21 protein-coding genes are annotated in these 22303 nt (G+C 43.4%); 8 read left to right on the top strand and 13 right to left on the bottom strand.

What is annotated here, in order from left to right:
• Nucleotides 1–23 precede the first annotated feature (23 nt).
• Nucleotides 24–368, top strand: a complete 345-nt coding sequence (locus tag ACR5KR_RS31670; protein WP_448269268.1) for a hypothetical protein — start codon at nt 24–26, stop codon at nt 366–368.
• 19 nt (nt 369–387) lie between these two features.
• On the opposite strand, the gene ACR5KR_RS31675 is transcribed toward ACR5KR_RS31670, so the two are convergent.
• The 3 genes from ACR5KR_RS31675 to tpiA form a co-directional block, all read right to left on the bottom strand.
• A complete protein-coding gene (locus ACR5KR_RS31675; RefSeq protein ID WP_445629141.1) occupies nt 388–1101 on the bottom strand; it encodes a 2OG-Fe(II) oxygenase in 714 nt (237 codons plus the stop codon).
• A gap of 43 nt (nt 1102–1144) precedes the next feature.
• A complete protein-coding gene (locus tag ACR5KR_RS31680; RefSeq protein WP_445629142.1) occupies nt 1145–1750 on the bottom strand; it encodes a CDP-alcohol phosphatidyltransferase family protein in 606 nt (201 codons plus the stop codon).
• A 250-nt stretch (nt 1751–2000) separates the two neighbouring features.
• Nucleotides 2001–2732 carry a triose-phosphate isomerase gene (tpiA, locus tag ACR5KR_RS31685; protein WP_445632248.1) on the bottom strand — a complete coding sequence of 244 codons (732 nt, stop codon included), beginning with the start codon at nt 2730–2732 and terminating at the stop codon, nt 2001–2003.
• Between the two features lie 306 nt (nt 2733–3038).
• Here tpiA and ACR5KR_RS31690 point away from each other — a divergent pair, with 306 nt between their 5' ends.
• The gene (locus tag ACR5KR_RS31690; RefSeq protein ID WP_445629143.1) at nt 3039–4520 is read left to right on the top strand and encodes a GTP-binding protein; all 1482 of its coding nucleotides are present in this window, start codon (nt 3039–3041) and stop codon (nt 4518–4520) included.
• Nucleotides 4521–4709: 189 nt separating this feature from the next.
• On the opposite strand, the gene ACR5KR_RS31695 is transcribed toward ACR5KR_RS31690, so the two are convergent.
• Complete coding sequence (locus ACR5KR_RS31695) at nt 4710–4901, bottom strand: hypothetical protein (RefSeq protein ID WP_094348875.1); 192 nt, start codon at nt 4899–4901, stop codon at nt 4710–4712.
• 99 nt (nt 4902–5000) lie between these two features.
• Nucleotides 5001–5774, bottom strand: a complete 774-nt coding sequence (hisF, locus tag ACR5KR_RS31700; RefSeq protein WP_445629144.1) for an imidazole glycerol phosphate synthase subunit HisF — start codon at nt 5772–5774, stop codon at nt 5001–5003.
• 233 nt (nt 5775–6007) lie between these two features.
• Between hisF and ruvB the strand changes: the two genes are divergently transcribed.
• The 4 genes from ruvB to ACR5KR_RS31720 all read left to right on the top strand — a co-directional run bounded on the left by ruvB (nt 6008) and on the right by ACR5KR_RS31720 (nt 10546).
• Nucleotides 6008–7108, top strand: a complete 1101-nt coding sequence (gene ruvB / locus ACR5KR_RS31705; RefSeq protein WP_448269269.1) for a Holliday junction branch migration DNA helicase RuvB — start codon at nt 6008–6010, stop codon at nt 7106–7108.
• 218 nt (nt 7109–7326) lie between these two features.
• On the top strand, nt 7327–8130 hold the full coding sequence (locus tag ACR5KR_RS31710; RefSeq protein WP_448269270.1) for a tetratricopeptide repeat protein: 804 nt from the start codon (nt 7327–7329) through the stop codon (nt 8128–8130).
• Nucleotides 8131–8141: 11 nt separating this feature from the next.
• Nucleotides 8142–9416 (top strand): glycosyltransferase, encoded by a 1275-nt coding sequence (locus ACR5KR_RS31715; RefSeq protein WP_448269271.1) that lies wholly within the window; start codon nt 8142–8144, stop codon nt 9414–9416.
• A gap of 29 nt (nt 9417–9445) precedes the next feature.
• Nucleotides 9446–10546, top strand: coding sequence for a glycosyltransferase family 4 protein (locus ACR5KR_RS31720; protein WP_448269272.1), 1101 nt, complete (start codon nt 9446–9448; stop codon nt 10544–10546).
• 78 nt (nt 10547–10624) lie between these two features.
• Here ACR5KR_RS31720 and ACR5KR_RS31725 read toward each other — a convergent pair whose 3' ends face one another.
• From ACR5KR_RS31725 to ACR5KR_RS31740, 4 genes are all read right to left on the bottom strand, one after another.
• Nucleotides 10625–12019 (bottom strand): cytochrome P450, encoded by a 1395-nt coding sequence (locus ACR5KR_RS31725; RefSeq protein WP_448269273.1) that lies wholly within the window; start codon nt 12017–12019, stop codon nt 10625–10627.
• 86 nt (nt 12020–12105) lie between these two features.
• The gene (locus ACR5KR_RS31730) at nt 12106–12909 is read right to left on the bottom strand and encodes a TIGR01548 family HAD-type hydrolase (RefSeq protein ID WP_448269274.1); all 804 of its coding nucleotides are present in this window, start codon (nt 12907–12909) and stop codon (nt 12106–12108) included.
• A 41-nt stretch (nt 12910–12950) separates the two neighbouring features.
• Nucleotides 12951–13421, bottom strand: coding sequence for a DUF29 domain-containing protein (locus ACR5KR_RS31735; protein ID WP_448269275.1), 471 nt, complete (start codon nt 13419–13421; stop codon nt 12951–12953).
• Nucleotides 13422–13483: 62 nt separating this feature from the next.
• Nucleotides 13484–13954 carry a DUF29 domain-containing protein gene (locus tag ACR5KR_RS31740; protein WP_448269276.1) on the bottom strand — a complete coding sequence of 157 codons (471 nt, stop codon included), beginning with the start codon at nt 13952–13954 and terminating at the stop codon, nt 13484–13486.
• Between the two features lie 131 nt (nt 13955–14085).
• On the opposite strand from ACR5KR_RS31740, the gene ACR5KR_RS31745 reads away from it, so the two are divergent.
• A complete protein-coding gene (locus ACR5KR_RS31745; RefSeq protein WP_013190996.1) occupies nt 14086–14385 on the top strand; it encodes a 30S ribosomal protein PSRP-3 in 300 nt (99 codons plus the stop codon).
• A gap of 10 nt (nt 14386–14395) precedes the next feature.
• On the opposite strand, the gene ACR5KR_RS31750 is transcribed toward ACR5KR_RS31745, so the two are convergent.
• From ACR5KR_RS31750 to atpD, 4 genes are all read right to left on the bottom strand, one after another.
• The gene (locus tag ACR5KR_RS31750; RefSeq protein ID WP_448270402.1) at nt 14396–16195 is read right to left on the bottom strand and encodes a protein kinase domain-containing protein; all 1800 of its coding nucleotides are present in this window, start codon (nt 16193–16195) and stop codon (nt 14396–14398) included.
• Nucleotides 16196–16378: 183 nt separating this feature from the next.
• Nucleotides 16379–18520 (bottom strand): SPFH domain-containing protein, encoded by a 2142-nt coding sequence (locus ACR5KR_RS31755; protein WP_448269277.1) that lies wholly within the window; start codon nt 18518–18520, stop codon nt 16379–16381.
• Nucleotides 18521–18779: 259 nt separating this feature from the next.
• The gene (gene atpC, locus ACR5KR_RS31760; RefSeq protein WP_322696958.1) at nt 18780–19193 is read right to left on the bottom strand and encodes an ATP synthase F1 subunit epsilon; all 414 of its coding nucleotides are present in this window, start codon (nt 19191–19193) and stop codon (nt 18780–18782) included.
• A 238-nt stretch (nt 19194–19431) separates the two neighbouring features.
• Nucleotides 19432–20880: a F0F1 ATP synthase subunit beta gene (gene atpD, locus ACR5KR_RS31765; protein ID WP_322710336.1), complete on the bottom strand. Its 1449-nt coding sequence runs from the start codon at nt 20878–20880 to the stop codon at nt 19432–19434.
• 568 nt (nt 20881–21448) lie between these two features.
• On the opposite strand from atpD, the gene ACR5KR_RS31770 reads away from it, so the two are divergent.
• Nucleotides 21449–22273 carry a SirB1 family protein gene (locus ACR5KR_RS31770; protein WP_445629154.1) on the top strand — a complete coding sequence of 275 codons (825 nt, stop codon included), beginning with the start codon at nt 21449–21451 and terminating at the stop codon, nt 22271–22273.
• Nucleotides 22274–22303: the final 30 nt, after the last annotated feature.

Consider the following 22303-nt stretch of genomic DNA (forward strand, 5'->3'; position numbering starts at 1 on the left):
ACGTTTATTAACTAATTCTTAACATGGAAGAAACAGTAACTCTGTATCGCCCTACTGGGCCAAAAGAGCTAAAACTGGTTAAACAAAGCGACTACACCAAATGGCCGCCGAGATTACCTGAACAGCCAATTTTTTACCCCGTTACAAACGAGCAGTATGCCCAGGAAATTGCGACCAAATGGAATATTAGGGACAGTGGTGTAGGTTATGTTACACAATTTGAGGTTAAGAAAGTTTTTATGGATAAGTATGAAGTTCATCAAGTTGGGGCTTCATATCATACAGAATGGTGGATTCCAGCCGAAGAACTGGAAGAGTTAAACAGCAACATTGTGGGTAAAATCGAGGTAATTGGAGAATATAGGTAGAGGCCGGGTGCTAGTTATTTTAAGTGCGAAATACTTGACGAAAGCCAAAATAAGCGATCGCATCTTTCATATTGGAGACAAAACGTTTTAGCATACCCATACGGGTGTCGGTAACATACTCCAAAGTTAAGACAATGCGCCGTTCATTTTCACCCAAAGGAGTAACTCTGTGGTAAAGTTTGTCACCATTGAATAATACTAGAGTACCAGGGGTTATGGAGAGCGATCGCGTTTGAGTTTCCCGTTCTGGAATATCTTTGTAGAGTTGATATTCCAATTTACTAGATGAATTATCAACCAAACCAAGCAACACTGTATAGCGTTTCCCGTGATAGTAAGAAGTATCGTAATGATACTGGATATGATCTCCAGGCTCAGTGTAATAGTACAGCGCGTAAGTATGGGGATCGGAATCAGGACAGGGAAGGAGTTTTTCTGCCGTAATTTTATTCAGGAACTCGAAAAAGGCACTGAGTTGATAAAATTCTCCAAAAATCGGAGCAAGGCTATCTAAGCTATAGCGGCTGATACTACCCCCCTTTTTATGATTAGGAATATAGTTGCGGTTGATAGCAGGTTGCAAAGATGGCAACAGCGCCAAAAACTCCTCGATGATGCAGCTAGGGACAAAGTTTTCAACCACCAAAAATTCATTTTGAGCTTGAAACTCAGCTTGAAGTTTCTGGTAATCAACGGCTGCTATAGCTTTATCAATTTCAGTTTGAAGCTCCATTGATGTCCATTAATAATTATTTATTCTCTCACTGCTTCCTTATCTAGTTTGATTCCGGCTGCGGGAGTGTCCAAAATTGCCAAATTACCCATATAGCAAAGGTTGGCGCGCCAATTGTCGCTGCCATTAATAACGGCTCTAGTCCATTCAGTAAGGGAACTATGGGAAACAAATATAGCACGTCTTCAATGTCAAAGCCGGCGAAATTTGGTTGACGGCTGGCGTCTTTACCTAAACGTTGTTCCATTTGGTTTCGCAAATGAAAGATGCAAGCAACAGACACGCCAGATACTATCCCCATCACCAACGCCCACCAACCAAATTTTCCCTCCCTAAGACCATATCCCATACACACAAACAATAGAATATGGATGATAGCGTCACTAGCAAGGTCATATTGATGTCCCCATTTGCTACTTTTCCCACTCAAACGAGCTAATTCACCGTCTGTATGATCGAGAAAGTTAGATAAAGCAAATAGCCATCCCCCAATATTAACCCAAATGGTATCACCAACTGCGAGGGCGACTGTCGCCGCCAACCCTGTCAAAAGTCGCACTGTAGTAAGATGATTGGGATTTACCCAACTGTCTTTTAGAGGTTTAATTAGCCAGTAAGCAAGTTGAGCATCCCAAGGCTTTGCGATCATAGATAAACTTAAATTTGATCTAGTCTTGAAATATATATATAGCGGTTCTCATTTGGATGCAACATCCATTCGGGTAAGTAGGTGGGTGAGAAATAAAGATTTCCAACTTTTGAATACTTAATATCTGGAACATTTGTCATTAAAAACAGTCGTACAAAATTCAATTCTGAATTCTGACTCCTGAGTTCTGAATTCTTCTTATCTACATTAGGCATTCCCATGCTCTGCATGGGAACGAGAAAAAAGCACATTACACTGATTTAAAATTCACAATCCGAGCGAAACTCTCAGGTTCTAGACTTGCTCCTCCCACGAGGACACCATCAATTTCTGGTTGAGCCATAATCTCATCAATATTATTCGGCTTGACTGAGCCGCCATATTGAATTGATACATTCGGATTAGTCAACTGGCTACGAATTAAGCCAATTATTCGATTAGCTTCTTCGACTTCACAAGTGTCGCCAGTGCCAATCGCCCAAATCGGTTCGTAAGCAATCACCAAATTATCTTGATCGATATCTACCAAGCCTTTGTCGAGTTGGAGAGCAATCAGTGATTCAGTTTCTCCCGCATCTCGTTGTTGTTTACTTTCGCCAACACAGAGAATTGGAGTCAAACCAAACCTTTGAGCAGTTCGGAGGCGCAGATTAACGGTGGCGTCCGTTTCTCCAAAATATTGCCGTCGTTCGCTATGACCGACAATCACAAAGCGCACACCACTTTCTGCCAGCATTGGGCCAGAAATCTCACCCGTATAGGCTCCATATTCTTCCCAATGGATATTTTGTGCCCCCAGTTGGATGAGGCTACCGTGCAAAGTCTTGGACAAAACGTTTAAATCAGTGAAAGGAGGACACAATATCACTTCTCGCCCTTGGGGGGTTTCCTCTAAATGGGGCAGAAATCCTTGTAAAAACTCTTGGGTTTCTGCCTGGGTTTTGAACATTTTCCAGTTGCCGGCAATAACGATTTTCCGCACAGGTAATTTAGTCAAGATCCTAACGCGTTATATTAGATGCATTTTTCAGTTTATGACGTTTTGTTAGTTATTGGTCATTAGTCATTGGTCATTGGGCATTGGGCACTTGTACTGAGCGTAGTCGTTGGCGCAGCCTCTCGAAGAGAAGTATTGGGCATATTTATTCCCCTAGCCCCTTGTCTCCTTTGTCTGCATCGTCTCGCCAAACCCCTCATAAAAATAACTAGGATAGTAAATGAACTGTATCTAAAATTTAAAATTTAAAATTTAAAATTTAAAATCTAAAATCTAAAATCTAAAATTAATATGACTTCGACATTGCCCGTGCCTGAACCTCATCAAAGCGATTCCGCTAACACTGACGCAAATTCTCTCAGCTGGGAGGAAGAATTGGATAGTGCTATTTTCAGTTTTGAAGACATTCAGACGGAACTGAACTATAAACAAGCACAAACAGCATTGCGAAACTTGGTAGCCAATCTCGATCTTACTCCCCAGGAAAAAACCGGATTGGAAGCAGAAATTGCTGATTTGGAAATTATGCTAGGGAAGTTAGACCGCATGGTGGTGCAGATTGCGGCTTTTGGCATGGTGGGACGTGGTAAGTCTTCGCTACTAAATGCTTTGGTTGGGCAAACGGTATTTGAAACTGGGCCGCTGCACGGTGTCACCCGTACTGCACAAACAGTTAATTGGAGTATTAGCGAGGAGATGATTGGGGAAACTGAACGTGCTTTGCGTGTGACTCTTCCTGGTGTAGGTCAATCCCAGGTGGAATTAATTGATACTCCTGGGTTAGATGAAGTAGATGGTGCAACTCGTGCCGCCTTAGCTGAACAGATTGCAAAACAAGCAGATTTGATTCTGTTTGTGATCTCTGGCGATATGACAAAACTGGAATACATAGCCCTTTCTCAGTTGCGGGAAGCAGGTAAACCGATTGTTCTAGTGTTTAACAAAGTAGACCAGTATCCAGAAGCAGACCGGATGGCAATTTATCACAAAATCCGGGATGAAAGGGTGCGGGAATTACTCACACCTTTGGAAATAGTTATGGCTGCGGCATCGCCATTGGTGAAGACGGCGATTCGCCGCCCTGATGGTACGAGGGGCATACAGTTGCGTACAGGGAATGCCCAAGTCGAGGAACTGAAGCTGAAAATATTGGAAATTCTGCATCGTGAAGGTAAAGCCTTGGTTGCCCTTAATACCATGCTTTATGCCGACATTGTAAATGAGCAATTGGTTGAGCGAAAACTGATGATTCGGGAACAGAATGCCAATCAGTTGATTTGGAAAGCTGTGATGACTAAGGCATTAGCGATCGCACTCAATCCTGTAACTGTGGTAGATATTCTCAGTAGTGTGGTAATTGATATTGCTCTGATTTTGGGTTTATCTAAACTCTACGGCTTCTCCATGACCGAAGCTGGGGCTGTACAGTTGCTACAAAAAATCGCCCTGAGTATGGGCGGTATCGGTGCTAGTGAATTGTTAGCAAATTTAGGCTTGAGTGGATTAAAAACTTTACTTGGAATTTCTGCAACAGCTACGGGTGGTATTGCGCTAGGTCCTTATGTATCGGTGGCGATTACCCAAGGAGGAGTCGCTGGTGTTTCTTCTTACGGTATTGGACAAGTTACTAAAGTTTATTTAGCCAATGGCGCAACTTGGGGGCCTGATGGCCCGAAAGCAGTGATTAATCGGATTTTGACCAATTTGGATGAGACTTCAATTCTTAACCGGATTAAAGATGAATTACTCCAGAAAGTAAAACTCAAAAAGTGATGTATAAATTAGGTTTGGTCAGCCATATTTATCCTTGCACTTACTTATTTTAGAAGGCAAAAATTATACTTTCGGGTACTTTTAAAACATATTCTTAAAATCAGCCCTACATTATTGCTTAGTTATTATTACTTTGTCAAGCTTTCTGGAAACTAAATTTTAAATATCCCCTCTCGCACTCAGCATTCTCTAGGATACTTGCAACAAATAGGTCATACAATGACCCATCAAAAAGTAAACTACTAACATGGCAGCAGCAGCAAGAGCAACCAAGGTACCAGCTAACATTAGAGAAAATTCTTTACTCTCGTAGGCTTTTTCCATTAAGTGCAGCGACCACGCTACCAGGGCGACATCAAAAAGTAAAATAGGAAGCAACATATTTCTTAATATTTGTTAATACTTGTAAAATAATATTAACACCCTTTTTAGGAAGTGTGTCTAACCTTAGATAGATGTCATTAAATGAATAATGGTGGATCAACAGAATGTTCTGACTGGCACGTTGCGATCGCGCAAGTAACTTTTAATTTCTGCTACGCTTAATTGTCCGTAATGTAACAGTGACGCGAGTAATGCGGCTTCAGCCTTGCCTTGAGTGAGGGCAGTGTAGATATGTTCGCAATTACCTGCACCACCAGAAGCAATAACTGGAATTTCTACAGCATTGGCAATCGCCCGTGTAATCTCAATGTCATACCCGGCTTGGGTTCCATCAGCATCCATACTTGTAACTAGTAGTTCTCCGGCCCCCCGTTTTTCAACTTCCTGTGCCCACAATAGGGCATCTAAGCCTGTATTTTCTCTGCCACCCCGCACATACACATCCCAACCTGGATTCTCCGGGTTATTTCTGCGTCTGGCATCAATAGCAACAACTATGCACTGATTACCAAAGCGATCGCTTGCCCGATTAATCAAGTCTGGTTCCCGCACTGCCGCAGAATTAATACTAACCTTATCTGCGCCCGCCCGTAACAAAGCTTTAACATTTTCTAAGGATTGAATGCCACCACCTACAGTCAATGGAATAAAGACCTGTTCAGCAGTGCGGTAGACCACATCTAAAATTGTAGCTCGGTCTTCATGAGTAGCTGTAATATCCAGAAATACTAATTCATCAGCACCGGCTTCGTTGTAAACCTTGGCCAGCTCTACCGGATCGCCTGCATCTTGGAGATTAACAAAGTTAACTCCTTTTACAACCCGTCCCGCCTTCACATCTAAGCACGGTAAGATTCTTTTAGATAACATAATAACTTTTGTACTTCTGGGTAATTGGCCGGAATTTAAATTTTAAATTGGCGCGGGTATTCTCAAACGAAAATTTTCATGGGAACTGGGATTAGGGGAGAGGTAACAGGTGACAGGTTATAGGAAATAATCTGTTCCCTGTAACCTGTACCCTGTACCCCATTCCCTGTAACCTGTACCCTGTACCCCATTCCCTGTAACCTGTACCCTGTACCCCATTCCCTGTAAGAATTATGGCGATAATCTCCTCGAAAAAACAGCCTCCAGAACCTAACGGAGAACCAAAGCAGCATCGAAAGTCGGCGAAAGCACCATCCACAGAAAATATTTTGCAGCCTGAAGCTGCTCTTGATGAGCAAGAACAGCAAGAAGAAGGTATTCGACCACACCGCTTTGCTGATTACATTGGGCAAAAAGATTTAAAGGATGTGCTAGATATTGCCATTAAAGCAGCTAAGTCTCGTAGTGAGGTACTGGATCACTTGCTTCTGTATGGGCCGCCGGGATTGGGCAAAACCACAATGGCAATGATTTTAGCATCGGAAATGGGGGTAAATTACAAAATTACCAGTGCGCCAGCTTTAGAACGTCCACGAGATATTGTTGGGCTACTAGTGAACCTCAAGCCAGGGGATATCTTATTTGTGGATGAAATTCATCGCCTCTCGCGGATGACGGAGGAAATTCTCTACCCAGCAATGGAAGATTATCGCTTAGATATTACCATTGGTAAGGGTTCTAGCGCTCGGATCAGAAGCTTGCCGCTGTCAAAATTTACCTTAGTAGGGGCTACAACCCGTGTGGGTGCTTTAACTTCACCACTACGCGATCGCTTTGGTTTAATTCAAAAACTGCGATTTTACGAAGTTGACGAACTGACTCAAATTGTACTGCGAACTGCTCAATTACTCAAAACCCCTATTACAGAAGATGGTGCTACAGAAATTGCCCGTCGTTCACGCGGAACACCACGGATTGCTAATAGGTTACTGAAGCGAGTACGTGATTATGCGGAAGTAAAAGAATCTGGTGAGATTAATGAAAACATTGCATCTGAGGCATTGCAACTATTCCAAGTAGATCCTTGCGGTTTAGATTGGACAGACCGCCAAATGCTAAGTGTAATAATTGAACAATTTAATGGCGGGCCAGTGGGGTTAGAAACAATGGCAGCAGCCACGGGTGAAGATACTCAAACAATTGAAGAGGTATACGAACCTTACCTGATGCAAATTGGGTATTTAACTCGGACTCATCGCGGCAGAATGGCGACAAAGGCAGCATATAAGCATTTAGGATTCACGCCGCCTAATGAACAGTTGTCATTATTGTAATTATGGGAAATTGGGCAAAACAGTGCTGAGTTAGGAGTTAGGAGTTAGGAGTTAGGAGTTAAGAGTTATTCTCCCCTCTGCCCCACTCAGCACTCTTGAGGGGCATTGGGCATTGGGCATTGATCTCGTAAATGAGTGTTTGAACTCCATTCCTCTGCTCCATACTCAATGACAAATGACAAATGACAAATGACAAATGACAAATTCGGTAAACCTAGATGATTAAGTTGATTAGTATTTTTCTCAGTTTGTTACTTGTATTTGGCTGGGCTACTCCAGTCATGGCACAATCTCAACCGCCCATTACTCAAGAACAGTTAAAACAAGGTGATGAGTGGGCAAATCAAGCGTTTATAGCGACGAATCAAGGTGACTTTGCGACGGCTGAAACTTACTGGACAAAGATTATTGAGCAATTTCCGACAAATGCGGGGGCGTGGAGTAATCGAGGAAATTCGCGGGTGAGTCAGAATAAGTTACAAGAGGCGCTGGCAGATTATAACAAAGCAATAGAATTAGCACCAAATGTCACCGATCCTTACTTGAATCGGGGCGCGGCGTTGGAAGGGATGGGAAAATGGGATTTGGCGATCGCAGATTACAATCGCGTTCTAGAACTCGATCCTAACGATGCAATGGCGTATAACAATCGCGGTAATGCCACAGCAGGTTTGGGAAAATGGGATTTGGCGATCGCAGATTACAAAAAATCTAATGAGATAGCCCCAAATTTTGCCTTCGCCCGTGCTAACTATGCCCTGGCTCTGTATGAAATCGGTCAAAAAGAGCAAGCAATCCGTGAAATGCGAAATATCGCCCGGAAATACTCCAAATTTGCTGATGTGCGTGCCGCCCTCACAGCTGCATATTGGGTAAATGGAGAACAAGGTGAAGCCGAAAGCAACTGGGTAGCAGCTTATGGACTTGATAGCCGCTATAAAGATATCGACTGGGTAAAAAATATCCGCCGTTGGCCCCCTAGCCTAGTTACAGCTTTGGATAAGTTCTTGAAAATCAAGTAGAGGCATTAATCGTGACTCATTTTGGTATCATCTGTCCTGGTGCAGCAACTGGTCCCCTCAATACAATGCTTCCCTTGGGGCAGGAACTTCAACGGCGTGGGCATCGCGTCACCTTCTTTGGCTCACTCGATACTCAATCTAAGGTACTGGCAGCAGGAATAGAATTCCAAGCAATTGGTGAAAAAGATTTTATTCCTGGCTCAACAGCAGAAAACTTTGCCAAATTAGGTCAACTGCGTGGATTGGCTGCATTTCGATACACTATCGATCTGCTGAAGCGGGTTTCATCTGTGACACTCCAAGAGGCTCCAGCAGCAATTAAAGCAGCAGGCGTAGAAGCTTTGCTAGTAAACCAAAGTTCAGTAGAGGGAGGGACAATTGCCGAGTTTCTCAAAATTCCTTTCATTACTGTGTGCAGTGCTGTGGTGCTGAATCGAGAACCTAGCGTTCCTCCTTTTTTCACAACTTGGAAGTATAGTCCAGCTCTGTGGGCACGCTTACGCAACGAAATAGGTTACACGTTACTTAATAGCGTTGTCAAACCACTTGAAGATTTGATTAATGAATATCGTCGAGAGTGGAAATTACCCCTGTACTCTAGTCTTAAAGATAGTTACTCTCCACTAGCTCAAATAAGTAATGCACCTGCTGAGTTTGAATTTCCCAGAGAAGAATTAGCTCCTTGGTTCCATTTCACGGGAAGCTATCATACTTCAGCCAGTCGAGCACCTGTTTCTTTCCCTTATGAAAAATTGACGGGGAAACCGTTAATTTACGCTTCGATGGGAACATTGCAAAATCGTCTGATTTGGGTTTTTCAGACTATTGCTTCAGCTTGTGAAGATTTGGATGCTCAGTTAGTGATTTCTCTGGGAGGTTCTGCTAAACCAGAATCATTACCAAACTTGGCAGGAAATCCTTTAGTAGTTGAGTATGCACCTCAATTAGAAGTGCTGGAAAAAGCTACCCTCATGATTACTCATGCGGGAATGAATACAACAATGGAATGTCTCAAAAAAGGAGTGCCAATGGTGGCGATTCCAGTTGCTAATGACCAGCCAGGAGTAGCAGCACGTATCGCTTGGACAGGGGCAGGTGAGCTTGTTACCCTCAAAAAATTGAATGTTCCCAGATTGAAAAATGCTATTAAGCGGGTGTTGACAGAAGAATCTTATAAACAGAACGCCCTCAGATTACAAGCAGCTACTCTCCGTGCTGGGGGGGTAAGTCGAGCGGCTGAGATTATTGAGCAGGCTGTTTCTACAGGTAAGCCTGTTTTGGCTTAAACAAATTAATTGTGAACAAATGAAATAATATGAATTGGGACAATAACTCAATCGTAATCTATTCCAATTTTCCCTTTCATGTTGAAGATTGGGCACACCCTTCTGTGAAAAATGGTATTGGAGGCAGTCAAGAAGCAGTCATTTACTTAAGTCAAGAACTAGTTAAATTGGGTTATCAAGTCACAGTGTTTAATAGATGCGGTGACATGGAGGGGGAATATAATGGTGTAGTTTATCGGTCTGTTGATAAATTTAATCCTCAAGATAACTTTAATTTTTTAATCTTTCATCGCGCTTGGACGCAACCGATGATGATGAAACTAAAGTCAAAAAAAAATGCTGTTTGGATGCACGATAACCCTAAATTATTTCCTCCAGTAGAAGATTTTCAGCAATCTGAATTTTTAGCAAGTTTTGACAAGCTGTTTATGCTGTCAAATTTCCATAAATCTATGCTACCAAAATGGATTCCTGAAGAAAAAATCTTTCTAACAACTAATGGTATTAATCTAGAAGATTTTAATTTAACAGGAATTTCTAGAAATCCCAAAAGATTGATTTCCATTAGTGACTATACAAGAGGCATTGAAAATTTACTGACTCAATGGGATAAGATTATCCAAGAAGTACCTGATGTTGAATTGCATATTTTCTATGGGTGGCAAGTAATTGATGCGCTGATTAATTCACCTAACATTACTAAATTTCCACAATTACCAGATAAAAAGAAGCAAATTTTGCAACTTTTTGCTCAAAAAAATGTCTATGAGCATGGCAGAATTGGGCACAAGCAGTTAGTTGAAGAATTATTTAAATCTGGAATCTGGGTTTATCCTTGTCATAGTGCTGTTGAGACTTTCTGTATTAGTGCTTGGAAAGCTCAAGCAGCTGGTTGTGTTCCTGTAGTAACAACTTGCGCCAGTTTAAATGAGACTGTTAAATCTGGTGTCAGAATTAAGGGGCCTGCTGGGGATGAACAGACAAATAATGCTTTTATTGAAGCTGTAATTAACTTGTTGAAAAATCCTAGCAAACAAGAAAGTTTGAGAAAGGAAGCATTATCTCTTAAAGATTCCTTTGGTTGGGATAAAGTTGCCAAACAGTGGCATGAAGAATTTTTCTCAGTTTAAATAAAATTTAGGATTGTGCGTAGGCGTAGCCCGTCCTAGACATGGCCTGCACCCTATCCCATTCCATTCTCCCACTCTTCACGCTGAACTAGAGCTAGTCTGAAGCATGGGCTGATTTTGCTGGTGTTTCCCCTTCACCACCATCTTCACACCACCTGCTGGGCTAAACAACAAACCTTTACGCACTGCTTTCACAGGTTGGCTATCAGCTAGTTCCATTTGCCAGCTAGACAGCACAGTTGCCAACACCAGTTTCATTTCAAACAAGGCAAATGCCATACCAATACAGCGACGGTTCCCGCCACCAAAGGGTAAATACTCATAAGGAGAAAATTGCCGTTCTAAAAAACGCTCTGGCTTAAATTGCTTCGACTCAGGATATAAATCTTCTCGATGATGGGTCAAATAAATAGAGGGATTGAGCAAAGTACCAGGCTCAAAGTTGTATTCCCCAATTTGTAGCGGTGATTTGACCACTCGATTTAGTGCCGATACCGCTACTGGGTAAAGACGTAGGGTTTCAGAACAGACAGCATTCAAATAAGGCAATCGGAAAATAGCATTTGGATGTGGTTGTTCGCCCAACTTATCTAATTCTTGCAGCAGTTTTTCCCGCACCTGCGGCTGATAATGAATCCAGTACAGCGCCCATGATAAGGAAGTTGCTGTAGTTTCGTGACCCGCCACTAATAGAGTCATCAGTTCATCACGTAATTCCAAGTCTGTCATCGGCTCTCCCGCTTCATCACGAGCAGCCATCATTAAAGATAGAATATCAGTCCGAGATGAATCGGGTTGTGCTTTGCGTTCTCGAATCTGGGCGTAGATGAGTTCATCAATTTGCTGCCGTAAACGCAAGTATTTCCCCCAAGGACTCCACGCTCCTAAATCCCGTCGCATTGCTGGGAAAAGAAGCAGAATTGTTCTTAAGATAGGGAATTTAGGATTTAGGATTGCAATCAGCAGTTCATTGAGTTTCTCGTAACGTGGCCCATCTTCTAGACCAAATACAGCCTTTAAAATCACTTGAAAAGAGATTGCTTGCATTGATGGCAGAACTGCAAAGATTTCTCCAACCTGCCACTGATTAATCACTTGCTCAGTGATGTCGCGGATTAATTCACCATAAGCTAGCATTCGTTCCCCATGTAAGGGTGGTGTCAATAGCTTTCGTTGTCGCTGATGAGGCTTTCCTTCTAGCGCCAGTAGTGATTGGCGTCCTAATAAAGGCGATCTAATCCCTGCTGGCTCACCAGAGTCCAAGTGTTTTGGATCTGTAGTAAAAATCTGCTGAATTGCCTGGGGATTGCTAATGAAAACTTGAGGAGCAACATTTTGTCCGAGCTGAAGGGTAAAGATATCACCATAGCGTTTAGCACAGTCTTCTATGTATTCTAAGGGATTAGTAAGCCATTGATACGTCTGTACCCAAGGGTGAGTTTGAGGGCCGTTAGGCAGTTTAAGTGCAGACATTTTTATTAATCTCCCAATGATTAAAGCAAGATTGTTATCAGCCAGTCATTCATGCACCCCTAGCTTGATTAATCTTAGACCACAGATCAAGCAAATGAACTTACCAATTCTTGAATCTGCCTTGGAGTCAATTCCTGCACATTACGCAAAACTACTGCTGCTCCTGCTGCTATTAGTGTCTCAGTGTAAGCATCACTACGCGCTGTTGTTTCCTGGACGTGGGGTGGTAAAACCCCTACACCAAGCCAAGTGCGAGCAGAATCTAAATTTCGCGCTTTCTCGACGGTATACATATCTGCTACCGTATCTCCCACATAGACTACAGCTAATTTTTGGTCAATTCCATTTTCTAACTCATGAACTGTGGCGAAAAGTCCAGTGGGGTCTGGTTTCCCTGGTGCATCTTCCATCGCAATCAACACCGGAGATTGCAAACCCAGGCGTTTTTCTAATACATAGTTGGCGGAAGCACGAGTCGCACCGCTAAAAAATCCCCAAGCAATCCCGGCTTGGGTAAGTTGTTCTAAATAGCTGGGTTGTAATAATAAAGGTTCATTACAGATATAACCAGTAAAATTATTTGGATTTGAGCCTCGGTAACGCGATTGAAAAAAAGCAACGATCGCACTGTAATCTAGTTGCAGTTGCTCGCGCGTTTGTCCTTGGGTTTCAAAGTAGCGGTAAATTAATTCCTGCGATGCTTCCCAATCGTTATTCCACACGCCTTCAGACTTCAGTTGGTCAATATCGAGTGGGGTTGGACGATATGCTTGGGTGGTAAAATGTTCTACGGTATCTGCGATCGCCCGGCGATAGGAACCGCTAACATCGCGTACAACGCCATCAATATCGAAAATAGCGATCGCTTTTGCAGAAGTTGGTTGAGTCATGGGGTAAGGAAGCAAAAGAGTTTTACATCATCATAATCCGCTCATGACTCAGGTAAAAAATCGGGGTCAAGGGCTTGCTCTGGCGTAAAGAAAGATTTTTCTGGGAAAATAGCAATGTCTAATCCAGTTTCAATGACAGCCAGCCGTCTAGCAGTTTGATAGCTTTCATCAAAAATCTGATCGAAGTAAGGCTTCAAACTCGGACTTTCCTTGAGTGCGTTTTGAACTCGCCTGCGCTGTTCTAAAATTGTGTACTGCCAACTTTTTGAGCGTCTTTCAGTTTGAAGCTGGTATTTCAGCAGATGCATCAGCAACACTTCCAGATTGCTCTCCAATGCCCGCTTTTCACTTCTGCCCATCGTTTCAATTTCTTCAATTAAATTCTCTAAATCTAGTTCTGTGAGCCGACCTTGTTTGAGCAGTTCTGCTGTGGTTTGAATCCACAGGTAAAAGTCTTGCCCGTACAAATCTGAACCAGATGTTATTTGAGATTGGGGCAGGTGAGCAGTCACGTCGCTTCGCTCCGAATTCAAAGGTCAAAATTAACAGTAAAATATTTTAGATCGGGTTGAAATTATGACTCAGGTAAAAAATCGGGATTGAGGGCTTGCTCTGGTGTAAAGGGAGATTCTTCGGGGAAGATAGCCAAATGCAATTCAGTTTCATCGGCAGCCAAGAGTCTAGCATCGTCATAACACAGCCCAAAAACCTCATCAAAATATGGTTTGAGGCTAGGACTTTCTTCTAGAGCTTGTCTGAGGCGTTTGCGATGCTCCCGAATTGTTGCTCGCCAACTACCAGAGCGCTTCTCGGTTTGATATTTATACTTCAATAGATGCATTAGCACCACTTCCAAGTTGCTTCTGAGTGCTTTCTTTTCACTCCTGCCCATTGTTTCAATTTCATCAATCAAATTCTCTAAATCCAGTTCTGTGAGCCGACCTTGCTTGAGCAGTTCTGCCGTGGTTTGAATCCACAGGTAAAAGTCTTGCTCATACAAATCTGAACCAGATGTTATTTGAGATTGGGGCAGTTGAGCAGTCATAAGCATCTTTATTTGGCGCCGACTAAACCTTATGCTAGCCCATTCTCAATCAGTGTTTGGTCATTTGATAGGGTATTGCGTTAAAATAAGCGATCGCTATCCTAAATGCCCGGAAATTCCCGGAGGTGTGATTGACCAAGTTTATTTTGAAAATTCTGTGGTTAGACGAGAACGTTGCTCTCGCAGTCGACCAAGTTGTAGGCAAAGGCACCAGTCCCTTGACTAAGTACTTTTTTTGGCCCAGAAATGATGCCTGGGAAGAGTTAAAAAAGGAATTAGAGTCCAAACATTGGATTACTGACGTGGATCGTGTTGAGTTGCTTAACAAAGCAACAGAAGTGATTAACTACTGGCAAGAGGAAGGCAGAAACCGTCCAATGGCAGAAGCTCAATTGAAATTTCCAGAAGTTGCCTTTACAGGTAGCGCTTGATATTACAAAATTAGCTATTGTCCTGTTCTACAAGCTGCCACAGTTTGATAGTCTTGTCCCGGCTGCCGCTTGCAATTAATTGTGTAACTTTGCTTACAGCAACAGCAGATACTGAGTCTACATGACCAGAGAGAGTAACAATCTCTTCTGCTGTGCTTACCCTCCAAAGTTTAACTGTTTTGTCGCAACTTGCACTTAGGAGTGTTTCGCCATCGGCAGTAAAAGCCACAGCCACCACAGACCAAGAATGGCCTACAAGCGTGCAAATTAGCTGACCAGTGTTTACCTCCCACAATTTAATAGTGTTATCATCACTACCGGTCGCCAAAATTTGACCATCAGGACTAAAAGCGACTGTCAAAACCGCCCATGCATGACCCGAAAGGGTGCCTAATAAGCTAGGGAAATCAGGCAAGGGGGCAGGCTTGCCCCCTGCTCCCCTGCCTCTTGTTGGTATCTGCCACAAGCGAATTGTTCTGTCATAACTAGCGCTGGCTAAAAGCTGTCCTTGGGGACTAAATGCCACTGAATTTACCTTTAATTGATGTCCGGCTATAGTGCAAATTTCTCTGCCAGTATTGACATCCCAGAGTTTGATTGTCTTATCCCAGCTACCACTAGCGAGAATCTGCCCATCTGGACTGAAAGCAACTGATTTTACAGCGTGTGCGTGTCCCCAGAGGGTGCAGATTTCTTTTAATGTCTCAACCTGCCACAATTTGATAGTTTTATCGTCGCTAGCAGTTGCCAGAATTTGACCATCTGGACTGAAGGCAACTGATTTTACAGCTTGGGAATGTCCTGATAAGCTAGCTAGGACTTTTTTAGTATTTAAATCCCACAATTTGATGTTTTTGTCATCACTAGCACTGGCTAAAGTTTGACCGTCAGGACTAATGGCAAGGGCATTCACACTACTTAATGTTCCAGAATGCTCAGTTAGGGTATGCAAGCATCGCCAAGGAGGATTTTGGATTTTGGATTTTGGATTTTGGACTTCGACTTCGCTCAGTCGAACGATTTTACATTCCATACCCATTGCTTGCATAACTGCATCAGCTGATTGAAAGCGACGGTTCACCGCATTTTGCAGTAGTTTGTCGAGAATTTGCGCCAAGGGTAGACTTTTTGAGTCTTGTCGCCAGACATCGCTTACCTTAGTAGTAAGATATTGTTGCCAAACCCAGCAATTATTTGCAATATCAAATAAATCAAAGGGAGAAATCTGGGTAAGTAAGTAAATACAAGTTACACCCAAGCTATATAAATCACTAGCAAAAACGGCTTTTCCCTTTGTCTGCTCTGGTGCAGCGTATTCTGGACTACCGATACTGGTTTCAGATGTTAAACCATCGATTTCTGTGACGATTTTCGCAGTGGAAAAATCGACTATGACGAAATCTGCCTTGTTGGTAATTGGGGATCTACGGATGATATTTTGAGGTTTAATATCGCGGTGGATGATGTGGCGATCGCTAATAAACTGAAAAACTGGCAACAAATCTTCTAAAAGTTGCCAAATCTGAGTTTCATTAAAAGCGCCTTCTTCTTCAACCACCTCAGCTAAATTAGTGCCCGCAATAAACTCCTGCACTAAATAGAAATGCCCATCTTGCTGAAAATAATTTAATAATGCAGGAATTTGCGGATGCTTCCCTAATTTTTCTAGCTGTTGTGCCTTTTGCTCAAAAGTAATAGAAGTCTCGTATGCTTGCGATAATTCTTGAACGACGCAAGGAATTGGAGGAAACTCACCCTCATCTACAGCGAGGAAGGTTTTACAGAATCCTCCTTTACCAATCCGTTTCATTAAACGATAGCGCTCTTGTAAAAGCAAAATTACTCCGCTAGAGTTACAGCCAGCCAGACCAAATAGAATTCGCGGCGACAGAAACTTAGTCCACCTCTGCGGACTAAGGAAGAATTGAGGGTTTGAAACCCACGAGGATGGGTTTTGTCTGTATAAATGCGGTTTCTAACCGCCCTTTTAACGTTAAGTTAACTTATCCCCCGGAAAATTCACAACTATAGGTGGATAACCGTTTTCTGTAGTTGGTTGTCCATTGTTAACTACTGGTTGTGGATGCAAAGGTGTTGGTGTCAATTCACCTTTAGCAGTTTGATTCCATAAAATCATGGATAGTAGCCCATCCACTAAACCATTATTGCTACCGTTACTGCCAACTAAGACATCTGGTATCAAGCGGACATTGCGATCGCCGATAATTTGCATTAGTTGCATGGCTGTATAACCTTGTGGCCCCAATGCTTCCACACCAGCGCGGTAGGTTTCAGCTTTGGCGTTACCTGTGGCTCGGATACCTTCGGCCTCAGCAATTGCCCGGAGTTTTGTCCCCTCGGCTTCACCAGTCGCCTGCTTGATTTGGGCTTGGGCTTTCAGGTCAGCTATATGTACGCTTTGCTCTGATTTAACCATTTCTTGCTGAATATTAGCCAGTGCCGTTTCCCGAACAAGCTGCTGGCGTTGGGTTTGCGCCATCTGCTGGACTTCATAAGTCTTACGTTCTTCTTCGGCAATTTTCCGGTCTGTCTGTGTCTGCATTAACGACGCTGGTGGCTGAATATCACCAATCAGGGTGTCGATCGCTTGTACGTCATAAGCCCGCAATGCTGTTTTAATATACTCAGCAGCCTCAGATTGTCGTTCGCTCCGAGCTGTGAGAAAGTCTAGTACAGTATAGTCTTGGGCTGAGTTGCGGAAATAATTACCGATGGTTGGTTCTAATACATGATCTACCAGATTTTGCATTGCACCAACGCGAGAAATTACCTTGGGAGCATCTAAAGCACCCACATGAATAATTTGTGCTACTTCCAAATCAAAGGCAAACCCATCTCGCGATCGCACTGTTAAAGAAGCCAGTTTAGCATCATAACTGTGGCGTTCAGTCCGACCTGACCAGTTTAAAACAATGTTGGTCGTTGGCACGAGTTCAATCTTCATAATCCGGGAATTAATCGGGTGCTTACCAGGATATAGCGGTTCGACCCACACACCCTTATGTCCCTGATTCACCAAGTTCCCGTGGGTGAAAGCTGCACCACTGACATCTTGATGTGCTTTACCCACGAAAGAAATTACTACACCTACATACCCAATGGGAATTTCCGTCATCGGCACTTGCTCAACCTGGACAAACCAAGGGTTCAAGTTCCAAGAACCAGAAAGCAATATCTGTTCTTGTAAACCTCGCCGTCCACCGCCATTAATAAATTTCTGACCATTTTGGAAGTTGTCGTGCCCCTCAATTATGGTGCCTGCAAGTTCACCAGCGGAAATTGGTAAACCATCTAAGGTAGTGACAATACCAACTTTGTCCGACGCCAGATTGTACACCCGCAACTGTTCTGGAGCCATGCCATGAGTGCTGGCATTTGCTGCCATGATGACTTTAAACAGGGCGGTATTAATCCGGTACGTACCTGCGGTGAGAAAACCCATCTGCCGCCCTTTTTCACCGCCTTCGGTGAGGAATTTTCGAGCATCTTGGAAGTTGTCGCAACTGACAATTTTCCCCAAAATCCGCTCTGGTGGGTTGGGTTGACCATCTGCTGCCACAATCAAAGCGATTTCGCCTTGAGGAACGACAACTACATGCTCTTTTTTTACAGAATACTGCCAAGGCCAATAGCCCCAATGCCAACCAGGAGCTAAAGTATCGGCCTGCAAGCCAGCTTCGCCGTTGAGGGCAATCAAACTGCCGGCGGGGAGTCCGCGCCCGGAAAGGGTAAATTTTCTAACTACAATACCGACTTCACGTTCGCCAATTACTACAAGTCCGCCAAAGAATAAGGGTACAAATATAACTAAACCGCCAACAAGTAGAATGGGAACCACTACAACAGGATTAATTCCAGCAGCTTGATATTGAGTCCTGCTAATTTGTAACTGAGCAATATTTGGTTTGGTCTGATTTAGCTGGACTGATGCAGTAGTTGTTTTTACAGGCGTGGCATTGGCAGAGTGAATACTTCCAGCGATTGTTAGAGATGTTGGCGCAGCGTTCGTCAAAGACGTTGGCGAAGCCATCGCTAAGGTTGCTACCATCGATGCTGCAAAACGAGCTACCTTATTTTGTTTACGAGTACCAAGTAAAGATGAAAGGCTTTTCATAATCTGTGCCCATCTGGGCAACTAATTAGCTAAGTTAACACTTCACTAAGGCTTGGCTCGATTTCTTAAACTTGACGTAATTTTTTTAAAATTTAATAAACAAGGAGTCAGAATTCAGGATTTAGAATACTCCATCCATTTACGGAGATTTAGCATTTATACAGCATGAATACTGATTTCTGACTCCTGAGTTCTTTTTAAGAAATATTTTGTAGGTTGGGCAAATGTCCAACCTACAAAGTTGAAATAGAAAGTAAAATTAGATCGAACCGCCAGCAGCTTGAAACCGAGCGCGGGCGCGTTTGAAGGCTTGAGTTGCCTGAATTTGGGCTTGGCGATCGTCTGCGGAAACTTGACTTAGACGTGTTTCTGCTTGGTTGTAAGCAGTACGAGCTTCATCAAGGTTAATTTTGTCGCCACGTTCAGCGCCGTTAACCAGAATTGTCACTTCATTCTCTTCGACTTCGGCAAAGCCACCCAAAAGAGCGATCGCTTCCCAATTCTGATTTTTCGCGCCGCGAACTCGCATGACACCAGTATCCAGAGCGGTCAAAAGTGGCGCGTGTCCAGTGAGGATACCTAGTTGACCAGTGGTGCTAGGCAAAACTACTTCTTCAGCTGGAGCATCCCAGACTGTTTTATCTGGGGAAATTACACGAACGGTTAATGTCATTTGTCTTTTGTCCTTTGTCCTTTGTCTTTTGTCCTTTGTCCTTTGTCTTGTGTCCTACCCTGCGGGAAGCCCTTCGGGTTCAGCAGTCGCTCATGGGGGAAACCCCCAAGACCGCGCTACTTCACCGCTGGCGCGTCTATGTCAGTTGTAATTGCCATTAGTCATTAGCCTTGAACTAATAACTAATGACTAATGACCAATGACCAGTGACCAATGACCAATGACCAATGACTAATGACTAACCTTTGATTTTTGCAGCTTTGGCGATCGCTTCGTTAATATCGCCAACTAAGTAGAAAGCCTGTTCTGGCAGATCGTCCAACTCACCAGACAGAATCTTTTGGAACCCTTTAATGGTATCTTCCAACTTCACGTACTTACCAGGAGAACCGGTGAATACTTCTGCCACAAAGAACGGCTGAGACAAGAAACGCTCAACTTTCCGGGCGCGCGCTACGATGAGACGGTCTTCTTCAGACAATTCATCTAGACCAAGAATGGCGATAATGTCTTGGAGTTCTTTATAACGTTGCAGAGTTGATTGCACCGCCCGCGCCGTATTGTAGTGTTCATCACCGACAATATTGGGCTGGAGCATGGTGGAAGTCGAACCAAGGGGGTCAACCGCAGGATAAATTCCCTTAGCTGCCAAACCGCGAGACAGTACTGTTGTACCATCCAAGTGAGCGAAGGTGGTAGCAGGTGCGGGGTCGGTGAGGTCATCCGCTGGTACGTACACTGCTTGAATGGAGGTAATCGAACCCTCGGTAGTCGAGGTAATCCGCTCTTGCAGTTCACCTACGTCGGTTCCCAATGTGGGCTGATATCCCACCGCTGAAGGCATCCGACCGAGTAACGCCGATACTTCCGAACCTGCTTGTACAAACCGGAAAATGTTGTCAATAAACAATAGCACATCCTGCTTGTTCACATCGCGGAAGTATTCTGCTACTGTCAATCCTGAAAGACCAACCCGCATTCTAGCTCCGGGTGGTTCGTTCATTTGACCGTAAACTAGAGCAATTTTTGATTCGTTGAGGTTGTCTTTGTTGATAACCCCAGATTCAATCATTTCGTTGTATAGGTCATTACCTTCACGGGTGCGTTCGCCCACGCCAGCAAAAACGGATACTCCACCATGCTGAGTAGCGATGTTGTTGATCAACTCCATCATGATCACGGTTTTACCAACACCAGCACCGCCGAATAGACCAATCTTACCGCCGCGTCGATAGGGAGTCAGAAGGTCAACAACTTTAATCCCAGTCTCGAACACGGAAGGCTTTGTTTCCAGGTCGGTGAATTTGGGAGCAGAGCGGTGGATGGGTAAACTTGCCTCAGCATTTACAGGGCCCCTGTTATCCACAGGTTCGCCAAGGACGTTGAAAATCCGACCCAAAGTGGCTTTACCAACTGGCACGTTAATGGGAGCGCCTGTATCGGTGACTTCAAAACCGCGCACTAAGCCTTCGGTGGAACTCATCGCAACAGTCCGCACTTGGTTGTCGCCCAGCAGTTGCTGTACTTCAACGGTGAGATTGATTTCCTGTCCACCTTCGTTGGTGCCAACGATTTTCAAAGCGTTGTAGATTTGTGGCAATTTCCCGCCGGGAAATTTAACGTCTACAACTGGGCCAATGATTTGGGTAATGTAGCCAATGTTTGTTTTTTCTGCGGTTGTGACCATGCTGCGCCTAATGATTGAAGCTATTTTTCAGATAAGGTCGGAGAAGACATAAGAATAAGCAATGTCACCTTTCACTCTAGCATCGGACGGGGACATAACTCTCTTAGTAATTCCTTAAAAAGGAGTTTGGCAGTTGGGGTTGTAGTCCTCATCCTGACCAGATTGACAGAATACGCTCAAGTTTATCTTAATTTCATTTTTCAAATGCGATCGCCCTAGTTGTAACGCGCTGTATCAAAAAATACTATTACTCTAAATTATTTAAATATTTCCACTTATAGGTAAAAAGCTAGATATTTGATATCTAACTTCTGCCTTGAAATAATGCATATTTTTATTACATCATGTGATTTGTGTGGGTACAGTCCATCAAAGACATCACCAACGCAGCATTTACTAAAAGTTAGTTAGTAATAGATATATAAAGCTATCTATAAAATACATTTCCAAAACTTCTGAATATCCATAAGATGAAGATAGATATAAAAAACAGCTTTTAGCCAAGCCGCGATGCCAAAGTTAGGCGTACCTGCGGCTTCATCCTCACACCTCCACCGAGCAACAGCTTATGAATTTATCGTCAGCACGACAATATTTTTACCAGGAGATTCAGCAGTCTGACGAGCAAATTGATCTAGCAAAGGCAGCATTGTACATTGCACAAGAAGAATATCCCAAGCTAGACCCAGAGGAATATCTCAACGCCCTTGATACAATGGCATGGGAGCTTCAAGAACGTCTGCCTGATTCAAGATATCCTTTGCGGATAGTTCAAACTATTAATCAGTATCTCTACGAAGATTTAAAATTTTCTGGTAATAAAATTGACTATTACGATCCGCGCAACAGCTTTTTCAATGATGTAATCGATCGCCGATTGGGGATTCCCATTACCTTAGCGCTGGTTTACCTGGAAGTTGCTCGACGGATTGATTTTCCAATGGTCGGTATAGGTATGCCAGGACATTTCCTGATCCGCCCAGATATTCCTGATATAGAGATTTTTGTGGATGCCTTCAATGGCGGTGAAATAATATTTCCCCAAGATTGCGAGGAACGCCTATCTCAACTTTATCAGCAACCTGTGACGCTACAACCAGAATTTTTAGCTGTAGTTAGTAATCGGCAATTTTTGGCCCGGATGTTGACAAATTTAAAATTTATTTACCTCAAACAGCAAGAGTTAGAAAAAACACTGGCAGCAGTCGAACGAATTTTGTTGTTGTTTCCTGGTTTAACTTTAGAATTGCGCGATCGCGGTTTGATCTACTATCAACTCGGTTACTACCCTCAAGCCATAGACGACTTACAAAATTATTTAGCAAAAGTTCCCGATGCCGAGGATGCATCTGTGATTCGGCGGCTACTTACCGAATTGAGTAAAGACAAGTAGGGAATGGGGAGTGGGGACTGGAGACTGGGA

Source organism: Nostoc sp. DSM 114159 (assembly GCF_053470285.1).